This is a genomic window from Rhodococcus sp. NKCM2511 (genome assembly GCF_014905595.1).
In the GTDB taxonomy this organism is placed as follows: domain Bacteria; phylum Actinomycetota; class Actinomycetes; order Mycobacteriales; family Mycobacteriaceae; genus Rhodococcoides; species Rhodococcoides fascians.
In genome coordinates, this window is sequence record NZ_BNHJ02000004.1 from 191,105 (window position 1) to 204,097 (window position 12,993).

Consider the following 12,993-nt stretch of genomic DNA (forward strand, 5'->3'; position numbering starts at 1 on the left):
CCGACACAGCAGTAGGATTTCCGCGGTGGGAAGGCGCGCTCGTTCACCTGCTGGCAAACAGAACGTGAGATAACCAACGGCGCTGCTTTCCCCAGCACCACAAGAGTCATCTGCCAACGAACGAGAAGGACACCCGGTTGCCTGTGCACCAAGAGAACGATCTGCCGGGTTCGAGCACGGATATCGCACCTGCTCCGGCCGCGTTTCTCCGCTCGCCCCTTGCCCCGCCGGCCCGCACACTGATCGACGTACTGCAGGAGACCGCCGATCGCTTCCCGGATGCACCCGCGATCGACGACGGGACGGTGTCGGTCAGCTACGCCGAACTGCTGGACGACATCGCCGAGGGTGCCCAGTGGCTCGCCGACGCCGGTGTCCGGCGCGGCGACCGCGTCGGCATCAGGATGCCGTCGGGGTCCTTCTCGCTCTATGTCGCGATTCTGTCGATCCTCGATGTCGGGGCTGCGTACGTACCCGTCGACGCCGACGATCCGGAAGAGCGCGCCGAATTGGTCTTCGGTGAGGCGCAGGTGACGGCCATCGTCACTGCGGGCGGAATCGCTGCCGGCACCGCGCCGAAACAGAATGCGCCCGAACTGGGTGCCGGTACTCCGGTGCCCGAGCTGCCCACACCCGAGGACGACGCGTGGGTGATCTTCACCTCGGGTTCGACCGGAACCCCCAAAGGTGTTGCAGTCAGCCACCGTAACGCCGCGGCATTCGTCGATGCCGAGGCCCGGATGTTCCTGCAGAAGGATCCGCTGGGGCCGGGAGACCGAGTGCTCGCCGGCCTGTCGGTCGCGTTCGACGCCTCCTGCGAGGAGATGTGGCTGGCGTGGCGGCACGGTGCCTGCCTGGTACCCGCCCCGCGCTCTCTGGTGCGATCCGGCTTCGACCTCGGTCCGTGGCTCGTCTCCCGAGACATCAGCGTCGTCTCGACGGTACCCACGCTGGCGTCACTGTGGCCCGCCGTGGCACTGGAAGCGGTGCGGCTGTTGATCTTCGGCGGCGAAGCATGCCCACCCGAGCTGGCCGAGCGGCTCGCCGTCGAAGGCCGCGAAGTCTGGAACACCTACGGCCCCACCGAGGCGACGGTCGTCGCGTGCGCGTCCATCATGGACGGTAAAGGTCCGGTCCGCATCGGATTACCGCTGGACGGTTGGGATCTGGCGGTCGTCGACGCCTCGGGCACTCCGGTGGCGGTCGGCGAAGTGGGCGAGCTCGTCATCGGCGGCGTCGGCCTCGCCCGGTATCTCGATCCGGCCAAGGACGCCGAGAAGTATGCGCCCATGCCCTCTCTCGGGTGGGACCGGGCGTATCGCAGCGGCGATCTGGTGAAGCTCGAGCTCGAAGGGCTGCTGTTCCAGGGCCGCGCCGACGACCAGGTCAAGCTCGGCGGCCGACGCATCGAGCTGGGCGAGATAGACAATGCGCTGCAAGCACTTCCGGGCGTCGGCGGCGCGGCCGCGGCAGTCCGCAAGACCGCTGCGGGCAACTCGGTTCTGGTGGGATATCTCGCCAGTACCAATCCCGACTTCGACCTGGAGGCCGCGCGCGCCTTGTTGGCCGAGCAGTTGCCGTCGGCGCTCGTACCGCGGCTCGCGCTGGTCGACGAGATGCCCACACGTACCTCGGGCAAGGTCGACCGCAATGCGCTCCCGTGGCCGCTGCCCGGCATGGCGGGCGCGTCGGCGCTCGGTGGTACCGCGGGGTGGGTGGCCGAGTTGTGGACCAACATCCTCGGCGCTCAGGTCAACGACGAGAACGCCGACTTCTTCGCCAACGGCGGCGGTTCGCTGTCGGCCGCGCAGCTGGTGACGGCATTGCGCGAGCGGTTCCCCGAAATCACCGTCGCGCAGCTCTACGATCACCCGCGATTGGGTTCTCTGGCACAGTATTTGGACGACCTGAAGCCTGTCGTGGAGGCAATCCCCCGCGACGTGGCACCGACATCCCGCACCGCGCAGTGGGCGCAGATTCTGGCGACCGTGCCGTTGACGACCCTGACCGGGTTGCAGTGGGTCACCTGGCTCGGCCTGCTGTTCAACGTCATGGCCCGGTTCGACGACGTGCCGTGGGCTCCGACGCTGTCGTGGTGGTGGATTCTTCTCGCGTTCGTCCTGTTCATCACCCCGGTCGGGCGCATGGCCATCTCGGTGATCGGCTCGCGAATACTGCTGGCGGGGTTGAAACCCGGCGCATATCGACGCGGCGGCAGCATGCACATAAGGCTGTGGGCGGCAACGAGATTGACCGATGCCAGTGGCGCGTCCAACCTGTCGGGTGCACCGTGGATGGTCTATTACGCGCGCGCTCTCGGCTCGAAGATCGGCAAGGGCGTCGACCTGCACACCCTGCCGCCCGTGACCGGCATGCTCGAACTCGGCGACGGCTGCTCCATCGAACCCGAAGTCGACCTGTCCGGTCATTGGATCGACGGCGACCTCGTCTACATCGGCGGCATCGAGATCGGTGCGGGTGCCACTGTCGGTGCCCGCTCCACGCTGCTGCCCGGCACCAAGGTCGGCAAGAACGCGGTCGTGACGGCCGGCTCCGCCGTCGTCGGACGAGTCAAGGCCGGCCAGATGTGGTCCGGCTCGCCCGCGCAGAAAGTGGGCAAGGCCGATCATCCGTGGCCGGCGGAGACCCCGCCGCGCGCCACCAAGTGGGTGTTCGCCTACGGCGTCGCGTCGCTGTTCCTCTCCGGCATGGCCCTGCTCTCCATCGGCGTCAGCCTGGTGCTGATGGGCTGGTGGATTCACACCGCGGACTCCGTGCTGGGGGCCTTCGAGCGCGGCTTGGTGATGCTGCCCGTCGCCACTCTGGTGTCGTTGGCAGTGTTCGCGCTGATCACCGTCGTCGCGGTCCGGTTGCTCGGCATCGGGCTCGTCGGCGGCTATCACCCCGTGCGCAGCCGCATCGGCTGGCAGGTGTGGGCCACCGAACGCCTGATGGATTCGGCGCGCACCTTCCTGTTCCCGCTCTACGCGTCGCTGCTGACACCGCATTGGCTCCGGTTGCTGGGCGCGAAGATCGGCAAGGACGTCGAGGCGTCGACAGTGCTGATGATTCCCAAGTTCACCACGGTCGCCGACGGCGCGTTCCTCGCCGACGACACCATGGTCGCGAGCTACGAACTCGGCGGCGGCTGGATGCACCTGGGCGACGCCAAGGTGGGCAAGCGGGCGTTCCTCGGAAACTCCGGCATGACGGGACCGGGGCGGACCGTCCCGAAGAACGGTCTCGTTGCGGTGCTGTCGGCAACTCCGGACAAGGCGAAGTCGGGCTCGTCATGGCTCGGTAGTCCACCGGTCCGGTTGCGCCGCGCGGCCGGCAGTGCCGACTCGTCGCGCACGTTCGACCCGCCTCGGAAGTTGAAGATCGCCCGTTCACTCGTAGAGACGTGCCGGCTGATTCCCGTCGTCGTGACGTTCGGTATCGGGCTCGGCGTGTTGTTCGGACTGACCGCGATTGCCGACTCGATCGGCTACTGGCTCGCTGCCGCGCTCAGCGGTGTCGTGTTGCTCGTCGCCGGCTTCGTGGCTGCAGCTGTGTCGGCGGCCGCGAAGTGGCTGTGGGTCGGCCGGATCGGCAAGACCGATCATCCGCTGTGGAGTTCGTTCGTCTGGCGCAACGAGGTGGCCGACACGTTCGTCGAGACCGTCGCCGCACCGTGGTTCGCGCGCGCTGCCGAGGGCACCGCGGTGCTCAACATGTGGCTGCGGTGGCTCGGGGCGGACATCGGTCGAGGTGTGTGGTGCGAGACATACTGGCTCCCCGAGGCAGACCTCGTGACGTTGGCCGACGGTGCGACGGTGAACCGAGGGTGCGTTGTGCAGACGCACCTGTTCCATGATCGGATCATGTCCATGGACACCGTCGATCTCGGCAGAGGCGCAACCCTGGGACCGCACTGTGTCGCTTTGCCTGCATCGGGTATAGGTGATGGTGCGACGGTGGGGCCTGCCTCTCTGGTGATGCGCGGCGATACGGTTCCCGCGCATACTCGTTGGCAGGGCAATCCGATCGCGCCGTGGGCCAAGGGTGATCCCTTTCCGCGGATTCGCGACGACCGAAACGAGGGGTGATCTTCAATGCCGGACAGGCTCGTGGCACCGGTGTTCGACGTCGACTCCAGTGACAATCCGATCGATACGTATCTTCCGCAGAACGGCAATCGCGGCTATCGCGTCTCGCGCTACGAACTCGACCTCGAGTACAAGGTCGAGAGCAACCGATTGACGGGCAAGGCGAAGATCACCGCGGTCACCACGGCGACGGTCTCGAAATTCGCGTTGGATCTCGGCCCGGCGATGAACGTGTCGAAGGTGTCGGTCAACGGGTCACGTTCGGTGAAGTTCAGCCACCAGCGGGGCAAGCTGAAGATCACTCCCGCCAAGCCCATTGCGTCCGGAGCGGCACTGGTGGTCACGGTGGCGTACGGCGGAACACCCAAGCCCATCAACGGTTTCTGGGGTGAGGTCGGCTGGGAGGAGCTCACCGAGGGATCGATCGTCGCGAGTCAGCCGAACGGTGCCGCGTCGTGGTTTCCGTGTGACGACCACCCGGTGTCCAAAGCCAGCTACGGCATCACCATCACCACCGATTCGCCGTACTACGCGGTGGCCAACGGCACGTTGGTACGCAAGCAGACCCGGGCCAGCCGGACCACGTGGGTGTACGAGCAGCCCGAGCCGATGGCCAGCTATCTCGCGACCATCCAGATCGGGCCGTACGAGCATCGCGTCGTGAGCCCGGGACCGGTGCCGATGAACGCGATCACGCCCCCGCGGCTACGAGCACAGTTCGATCACGACTTCGGCCGTCAACCGCAAATGATGGACACCTTCGTACGGCTCTACGGCCCTTACCCTTTCGCGGCGTACACCGTGGTGGTGACCGACGACGATCTCGAAATCCCGGTCGAGGCGCAGGGCCTGTCCATCTTCGGTGCGAACCACTGTTCGGGTTCCCGGTACTACGAGCGCCTGGTTGCACACGAATTGGCGCACCAGTGGTTCGGCAATTCCCTCACCCTCGGCAAGTGGGCAGACATCTGGCTGCACGAAGGATTCGCCTGCTACTCGGAGTGGATCTGGGCCGAGAACTCCGGCGGCGCAACGGCTCACGACAAGGCCAAGCGAGCTCACACCATTCAGCGAGGGCTCGCGATGGATCTGCAGCTCACCGATCCCGGGCCCGCCCGCATCTTCGACGACCGCGTCTACAAGCGGGGCGCGCTGGCCTTGCACGCACTGCGACGCACCATCGGCGACGAACGATTCTTCGGCCTGATCCAGGAATGGACCTCCAAATACCGCTACTCCACCGTGGCGACCGCCGACTTCACCGACCTCGCCTCTCGCTTCGGTTGCCCCCGAACCCTGTGGGACGCATGGCTTGTGGATACGCAATTGCCGTCGTTGCCGTAGATTCAGCGGGCAATCGGCTATACCCGAGCGAGACCGCGAGGCCTGCCACGGCGTAGCCGTACAGCGCGACCGTCGCAGATGCCTGTCGCCAGAATCCTTGCGGGAACGTTGCCGCCCAGCGCCCCTTGCCGTCCAGTTGCAGATCGCAGGGGAAGTCGCTGATGACCATCGCTGAAGCCGGTTGTTTCGAGTGCGCGAGCACCACACCGGTGGTGAACGGCAGTCCCCGAACGAACAGGTGCCCGCGCGCATCCCCCGCTCGATAGCGCACCGTGGATTCCGTTAATGATCCTGTGTACCAACGTCGTTGGACGTTCCACCCGGTGGCGTGTGCGAGTCGGAGGTTGCGATCGCCGCGTAGTGCCGTGTCCACGGTCTCGACGTGTGCGATCACTCCCCAGCGCAGCATCGACACCCACGAGGCGATCCGTCGGTAGCGAAACACCAGAGCCCCGAACAGAACGATCGCGAACATGTACGGCACCAGCGCGGGATACCTCGACCAGCAGGCGGCAGGCACGATCACCGCGACGAGAAACCAGTACGCTTCGCGTCGATTCCAGACCGTGGCAGCAGCTACCAAAGCTGTCGGGGGCACCCGATACGGCGGGACCGTGCGCGAGGACTGCACCATGATGGCGCTGATCCTAGCCTCCTTCGTGCGCGTTGTGCGTCCCTCCAGGTACGCACAACGCGCACGACCCCTAGGGCAGGTGAGCGGACGTTTTCGATCGCACCACCAGGCCACACAGTGCCGCCATCACCGCGCCGAATCCGAAGATGATCGGATACGTGACCACCCCTGGCCAGGTCTCGGTCAGCGCCGACAGCACAGCGGGTACCGCGAAGCCGAGATACGTCAGCGAATAGAACACAGCGGTGAGGCCGGCGAGATCGTCGGGGCCCGCAATGCGTTGCACCTCTTGCAGACCCGAAACCAGCGCCATGCCGTATCCGCAACCGAGCACCGCTGCCGCGATCAATGCCGCGGCGATGGTGAGCACCGACGCCGCCCACGCCGCGACAGCCATACCGACCACCAACAGAGACAGCGCAACCAGAGCGCCGCGCGCATTGGCGGGTGTGTCGATCCGACGCCCGACTGCCTGGATCGCGAAACCGGAGCCGAGGGCGATCACCGCCATCGCCGCGGACAGGGCGACGGGGTAACCGCCACCGGGCTCGTCGGCCAACGCGTCGGCCATCAGAGACGGCAGCACCGCATAGGCGACGCTGGCCGCACCGAAAACCCATGGGGCCAAGGGCAACACGACGAACAGGAAGCGTCGATGCGACGCCGACGGAATTCTGAGATCGTCGACGAGGCTCTTCCTTCCCGATGATGCTGCGGCGCTGCGTGTCTCGGGGACCGACAGCATGCCGACGAACGCGGCGATGCAGATCAGCACGTGCACGCTGTACGCGAGGTGCGTCGGCCAGGGTGCCCACTGCGCCAGCACACCGGCGACTCCGGCTCCCAGGGCGAAGCCCGCCGTCAACGACATCGCGGCGCGGCGCGCTCCGGCACCGGGCTTGGCGGTGGCGTCGCGACCGGAGAGTTCCTTGACCCAGCTGCCGCCGACGGCCATGCCGATTCCGAGCGCGATACCGCTGAGCACACGACCACCGAAGAGCATGTAGGCGTTGTCGGGTCCGAGGGCGATCAGAATGGAACCGGCAGCGGCAATTGCGGGCGCGGGCAACATGATCGGGCGTCGGCCGAGTCGATCGGACAACGGACCACAGATCAGCATCGCCGGAATGATGCCCAGAACGTACGCGAACAGGAACGTGTCGACCACCACGGCAGAGAAGCCGTGGTCGAGTCGATACATCACCAGCAGCGGTGTGAATTCGTTGCCGCCCCAGGCGACGGCGAACATGCCGACGGCAACCAACAGCCAGCGTTTGGCCGTCGTCTGTCGGACGTCGTCGTCGATCATGGCCTCGGTCATCGTGTTCCCCCTCTGTCTGTGCGCAAGCCGTGCACCCTGAGCATGTGTTGTTCGACGGCTCGCTCGAATTCGTCTGCGTCCCCGGCTTCGATCAGGTCGGCGAGTCTGCGGTGGTCGTCGACGATGCGCGAGATCTGACCCGGGTCACGGGTCAGGGATGCCGCTGTCATCCGTCGCTGTCGCTCGCGAAGTCCGTCGTAGAACGCGTCGAGCAACGGGTTGTTGCCGGCGCGGACGACGGTCCGATGGAAATCTGCGTCGGCGGCACTGAACTCCGCTGCGGTGCCGTCGACTGCCAGCTTGTCCTGGATTCGCAGGTTGTCGCGTAGCGCCTCGACCACTCGTGCGCGGGCATCCGCATCGCCGACGAAGGCGCGAACACTGCCGGCCTCGACCAATCGCCTTGCGTCGACGACGCTCTCCGCCTCACCCACCGCGATGGGGACGACCAGCGCCCCGCGCTTGGGATACAGGCGCATCCATCCCTCGACCTGTAGGCGAAGGAACGCCTCGCGGACCGGTGTGCGGCTGATGTCGAGCCGCGTCGCGATCTCCCCTTCACTGACGAGCTCACCACCGGGAAGTTCCCCCGAAATGATGAGCTCCTTGACAGTCAGGTACGCCGTATCGGCTGCGGATCTCGTCTCGGACACAACATAGATACTAGATGCGCCTCAGCAGTCCACCCAACTCGACCTCTCCAGACGGTCCACTCAACGTGACATTGACCGTCGAAAAGGCCACCACATGTCACATTGACTCACCGAGGGGAGTCGCGAGAAGCCAGCGGTCAGGGCACCCAGTGCCTGGCGGCGATGTCGTCGATCACCGGGTCTCCGTCGGGGGCCGAGTCGAGTGCTTCGAGATCGTCGCGCAGTGCGTTCAGGCGGGGGTCGTCGCCCTCTGCCTGCTCGGCGGCCGTGCCCCCGTCGTCGGCGATCTGGGCGAGCAGTTTCGCTCGCACCCGATCTCGCAGTGAGTCGCTCATTCGTCGTCACCCTTCTTGAAGACGCGTCGGGCCGTGGGGATGAGCGCGATGAGCACGCCCAGCAGCACGATGATCGAGAAGATTTGCAGCAGCACAGCAGCCTCCTAGGGATGTCAGGTCGGGGCGAGGGCGGTGCCCCACGCAGTGTTGCGCACCACGGTGAACAAGACCAGTAGGGCAACCCCGACGACGACGGTCGGGCGATTGGGACGAGGCAGCGTCAGTGGCGTCTGCGTCCATCGTGCTCGCAGCCACGCGGCCCAGATACCGACCGCGACGATGCCGAGCACTAACGCCACGACGTTGCTCGACGCGGCAGCCGCGATGTCTCCGCGAGTGAGGTCGCCGAAAGCCCTGGTCGCGCCGCATCCCGGGCACCACAGTCCGGTGAGGGCGTGGAACGGGCACGGCAGGTACGTCGAGGTTCGGGGATCGCGGACGTGCAGCAGCACAGCACCGCCGACTGCGGCCAGGCCGACGCCGAGAGGTGCGGCGATGCCGCGCGTCCGGGTTGCCATGACTAGCAGTCCATCACGGTTCGACGATGATCGTCGCGGTCATGTCGGGGTGCGGGGTGCAGTGGTAGGTGAAGGTGCCCGCGGTGTCGAAGGTATGGGTGAACTGCCCCGACTGCATCAGTTCGCTGCGGAACGACTTGTCGTCGGCGACGACGTTGTGTGCCATCGCGCGGTCGGCGAACACCCACGTCACGGTCTCGCCCGCAGTGATCGTCAGGGTCTGCGGTGTGAACATCCGATCGGCGACGGTCACCTGATTCTCGGCAGCGGGCTCGGCGGGTGCGGCCGGGGTGGTCGAGGTGGAGCAGGCAGTCGCGGCCAATGTGATCGACAGTGCCGCGAGCAGTCCGAGTGCCTTCATGACTCCGACGGTACCGAAGCGGCTCGCTCTCTCCGATCCAGCAGGTACGTCGCCGTCAGCGCGATCGAGCGGTCCTCATCCTGAGTCAGCTCACGCAGAGCCTGCGCCGCCGCCGAACCCGGAATGCTGGCCAGCGCCTGGGTCACCCGTAGGCGCGCCGGAATCTCTCTCGGGCCGTCCATGAGGGCCGCGACCGTGGAGTCTGCATATCCGAGCTCACCGAGCACGTCTGCCGCGTCCACATCGTTCGTACCCTCGTGGACCATCTCGATCAGCACCGCAATCGCGTCGACGATTCCTCGGACACCCAGTTCCAGCGCCGCGAGTCGTCGCACCTGACCGTCCTCGTGACCCAGCGCCTCCCGCAGCACGTCGGTGGCGTCGGGATGCGGAATCTCGACGACGGTATCGACGGCGCGGCGACGCACCTCGGGATCCGGTGAGTCGAGGCCCTCCCGCAGCGCCGCGACGGCGTCGCTCCCGGTCTGCGCGAGTGCCCATCGCAGCGCGCCGGCGACGTTGGTGGCGGGCTCGCGCAGCACCGCCTCGGCCAGAGCCTCGGCCGGGATGGGGCGATCTCCGACGGATGCCAACGCCGCAGACTGCCGTTTCCCCGCGCTCACCGAGTCCAGGTCTCCGAGCATGCCGATGACACCGAGTACGTCCTCCCAATCCTCCGGTCGGGCGCTTCCGATGCGACGCAACCGCGTCAGCAGCTCGGTATCTCGCGCGATGCGCTCTTCGGCTCGGGTAGCCAGCTCGTCGACGAGTCCCGTCGCCTCGAAACTCGGATCGTCCAGTGCACGCCCGACGTCGTGCAGGGACAACCCGAGCGACCGGAGCGATTCGACGTGGAACAGACGACGCACGTCGGCCGGAGAGTATTCGCGGTATCCGGTGCCAGTCCGCGAGGTCGGCTGCACGAGCCCGAGCCGGTCGTAGTGCCGAAGCATGCGCGCGCTGACCCCGGACCGCCGCGCCACCTCACCGATCAACATCTGCCTATCTCACCCCGTCGGGTCGGCTGCGCCAAGTGCATCGACGCGCTGGGCCTCGAACAACGCAAATCCGCTGTCGGGGTCTCGCAGCAGCGACTCCGTCGCCAGCGCGTGCGCGCGAACAGCAACATCCTTGCTCGACGCGGCCTCGCGCACCATCGGCTCGATCACCGACCCGAGTACCACCAGTGCGCGGCTGAGGCTGCGCTGCAACTCCCGCCCGCCTCGCCCCAGCTGAGTGGACAGCATCGTCGCCAACCACTGCTCGCTGCCGTCGGGGACCAGGACGACCGCCGCCCGCCACGCGCTCCGGGCCACCTCGTCGTCGGAGTCGCAGATGAGCGGCTCGGTGATCACCGGCCAGGCCGACCGGTCCTTGACCTTCGACAACGTGTGCAACGCCTGACTGCGAGCCTGTGCGCCGCCGGTGCGCACTTCATGCATCAGCCTGGGCACCGTCGACGCAGCGGGGAGACGAATCAATGCCCACGTCAACATCTCTCGAACCTGAAAATCCGGTTCGGCGGCGCAACGCTCGAGCAGCGCGTCGAGGAGTTCTGGGTTCTTCGATATTCCGATGTCGAGCGCAGCCCGTAGCCGCACGGAAGAGTTCTGGTGCCGAAGTGAGTCGATCATGGCCGTCAGCCAAGACCTTGTCACCGTGTGAAGGTCAAGCCCGGGTCAGGACGTCCGCGAGCGTCCGATTCATGATGTTCAGCGCCCGCACAGCGACCCGCACCGGGCCGGGCGAGTTCGCGCTGGTGAGCAACACGTCCAACACCGTTGTGTCGGTGACCTTCTCGGGCTGATCCACCCGCTTTCCCGCAATCGCTGCCTCGACCTGCCGAGCGGTGTCCCGCACCAGCGCCGCGGCGTCGCGCAGGGCGTGGGCAGTATCCGCCGAGGGTGCCGAGTCCGGTTCGGCACGCGACGCCAGCACTCCGGCTCGCGCGAGTGCGTGGGCGGATCGGCCGCTGACGGTCAGCACCCGCAATAATCGCTTCGCCCCTCGCCGGCTGCGGGTCGTCGGCCCGAGCACGAGCGGCTTCCCCGCCGTCACGACCTCCTTCAGCGCGTTGTCGAGCGTGCGCGTCGACGCCACGAGGTCGGTGGCGTTTCCTGGGGTGATCACCGATTCGACGCTGGTGTCGATGAGGGCGTCCAATTGGTCGAGATACGTATCGACTTTGTCCACCAATGTCTTTCGCGTCCCGGTCGAGAAGATGAAGTAGGCGGACGCAATACCGACGGCTCCACCCACTGCAGTCTCGATGATCCGTAGTTCGAGAACCTCGATGCTGAACGTGCCGAGCAGCCCGTAGAGCATCGCGAGCAGGATGGTGACGAAGAACGACAGCAGCGCATACGCGACGGTCACCAGGTAGAACGCGAAGAACACACAGACGACGATGAGCACCAGCTGAACGGATTGGTGATTGCCGACGAGTGCCGCGATCACCACTCCCGCAAGCACTCCCGCCATCGTGCCGAGGATGCGTTGGCCGGCTCTGGTCAGAATCTCGCCGCGCGTCGACGCCCCGGTGAACACCAGGAACGCCGTCAGCACGGCCCAGTACCAACGATCCGGTGAGACCAGCTCCCCCAATACCGTTGCCGCGCTGGTCGCGACAGCAACCTGGATTGCCGCCTTGGTGCTGGGGTTCAGGCCGGCAGGCTCGTCCTTGTCCGACGGCTCGGCAGCAGCCTGTCGAGGGCTCGACGTGACAGCCACCGCATTGGTGGTGATGTGATGAATGGCGATGTGTGCCTGCACCGCTCGTTGCGCGGACACCGTCGCGATACCGGCGGGGGTCGACGGGTCGGCGCGCTCGGCCGCCGTGGCGGCCAACCGTCGGGCGGCCTTGAGTTGCTCGGCGGACGGGGCGTTCTGCAGGCACGATCCCAGCGCGGTGGTCGCTTGCCCCAGCGCGGTCGGCCACGGCTTGGCGGGATCGAGAGCCCACAGTGAGCTGACGAGTTGTTCGGTGGCGATCTGGGCGTCGAACACACGAAGCGACAGATCGGTACTCGTCACGCTGAGCAGTTGTCCCGCGTCGTGACGGTCGAGCCAGTCGTCGATCATCAGGGCGGTGTTTCCGAGCCGATCGAGCCTGCGCCGCAACAGTTCCAGATCACGGTCCTCACGCGCCGATGCCGCTGCGAGCACCGATTCCGATACCGCTCGCATGGCGTAGAGCAGCCGCCGCACCTCCACGATCGGTCGGTCCGGAAAGACCACCGCCCGTACGAACAGAGCGATGAGCACTCCGCCGACGATCGCCGCGATCAGCATCGGCACTTGCCCCGGGGTCGCCTGAAGGAACAACGCGAAGAAGTACGAGATGAACGCGACCATGCCGAGCGCGGTGCCACGGGGTCCGAATCTGCGCACCCATACGGCCGCGAACAACACCGCGATGAATCCGACGTCGGCCACCGCGCCGAGCCGCGAGAGCAGCGCCGCGACCGTCACTGCCGCCGAGGAGGGAAGCACCATCAGGGCGGTGGTGACGAGCCGGCTGTGCTGGTCTTTGTCCTTGACCGACGCTGACGCCTGCATCGCCACCACGGTGCCGAGCATCGCCACGGTCACCGGCTGGCCGATGGCGCGAGTACCGAGCAGCAGGACCACCATCGCGAGCAACACCGTCAGCGTCGTCGCCGAGGCACCGCGCAGCCGTAACTGCCCGGGATCCGACGCGTCGAGGATGCGGGCGAGGCGGTTCATTCCCCGATTCTGC

11 protein-coding genes are annotated in these 12,993 nt (G+C 66.5%); 2 read left to right on the forward strand and 9 right to left on the reverse strand.

Going from position 1 to position 12,993, the window contains the following annotated elements; all coding sequences use genetic code 11:
* Window positions 1–143 precede the first annotated feature (143 nt).
* Window positions 144–4,088 (forward strand): Pls/PosA family non-ribosomal peptide synthetase, encoded by a 3,945-nt coding sequence (locus JLZ96_RS22960; RefSeq protein WP_236254220.1) that lies wholly within the window; start codon window positions 144–146, stop codon window positions 4,086–4,088.
* 6 nt (window positions 4,089–4,094) lie between these two features.
* The gene (locus JLZ96_RS22965) at window positions 4,095–5,432 is read left to right on the forward strand and encodes a M1 family metallopeptidase (protein WP_032364488.1); all 1,338 of its coding nucleotides are present in this window, start codon (window positions 4,095–4,097) and stop codon (window positions 5,430–5,432) included.
* On the opposite strand, the gene JLZ96_RS22970 is transcribed toward JLZ96_RS22965, so the two are convergent.
* The 9 genes from JLZ96_RS22970 to JLZ96_RS23010 form a co-directional block, all read right to left on the reverse strand.
* A complete protein-coding gene (locus JLZ96_RS22970; protein WP_201011340.1) occupies window positions 5,347–6,066 on the reverse strand; it encodes a hypothetical protein in 720 nt (239 codons plus the stop codon). The genes JLZ96_RS22965 and JLZ96_RS22970 overlap by 86 nt on opposite strands.
* A 70-nt stretch (window positions 6,067–6,136) precedes the next feature.
* A complete protein-coding gene (locus JLZ96_RS22975; protein ID WP_201011341.1) occupies window positions 6,137–7,387 on the reverse strand; it encodes an MFS transporter in 1,251 nt (416 codons plus the stop codon).
* Window positions 7,384–8,040: a GntR family transcriptional regulator gene (locus JLZ96_RS22980; protein WP_201011342.1), complete on the reverse strand. Its 657-nt coding sequence runs from the start codon at window positions 8,038–8,040 to the stop codon at window positions 7,384–7,386. The genes JLZ96_RS22975 and JLZ96_RS22980 overlap by 4 nt, the downstream gene beginning before the upstream one ends.
* Window positions 8,041–8,177: 137 nt before the next feature.
* Window positions 8,178–8,375 carry a hypothetical protein gene (locus JLZ96_RS22985; protein WP_048316611.1) on the reverse strand — a complete coding sequence of 66 codons (198 nt, stop codon included), beginning with the start codon at window positions 8,373–8,375 and terminating at the stop codon, window positions 8,178–8,180.
* Between the two features lie 113 nt (window positions 8,376–8,488).
* Complete coding sequence (locus tag JLZ96_RS22990; protein WP_201011343.1) at window positions 8,489–8,893, reverse strand: DUF2752 domain-containing protein; 405 nt, start codon at window positions 8,891–8,893, stop codon at window positions 8,489–8,491.
* Between the two features lie 13 nt (window positions 8,894–8,906).
* Window positions 8,907–9,254 (reverse strand): plastocyanin/azurin family copper-binding protein, encoded by a 348-nt coding sequence (locus JLZ96_RS22995; RefSeq protein ID WP_027494396.1) that lies wholly within the window; start codon window positions 9,252–9,254, stop codon window positions 8,907–8,909.
* The gene (locus JLZ96_RS23000) at window positions 9,251–10,252 is read right to left on the reverse strand and encodes a HEAT repeat domain-containing protein (RefSeq protein WP_201011344.1); all 1,002 of its coding nucleotides are present in this window, start codon (window positions 10,250–10,252) and stop codon (window positions 9,251–9,253) included. The genes JLZ96_RS22995 and JLZ96_RS23000 overlap by 4 nt, the downstream gene beginning before the upstream one ends.
* Before the next feature lie 9 nt (window positions 10,253–10,261).
* Window positions 10,262–10,888: a HEAT repeat domain-containing protein gene (locus JLZ96_RS23005; protein ID WP_201011345.1), complete on the reverse strand. Its 627-nt coding sequence runs from the start codon at window positions 10,886–10,888 to the stop codon at window positions 10,262–10,264.
* 34 nt (window positions 10,889–10,922) lie between these two features.
* Window positions 10,923–12,980 carry an FUSC family protein gene (locus tag JLZ96_RS23010; protein WP_201011346.1) on the reverse strand — a complete coding sequence of 686 codons (2,058 nt, stop codon included), beginning with the start codon at window positions 12,978–12,980 and terminating at the stop codon, window positions 10,923–10,925.
* Window positions 12,981–12,993: the final 13 nt, after the last annotated feature.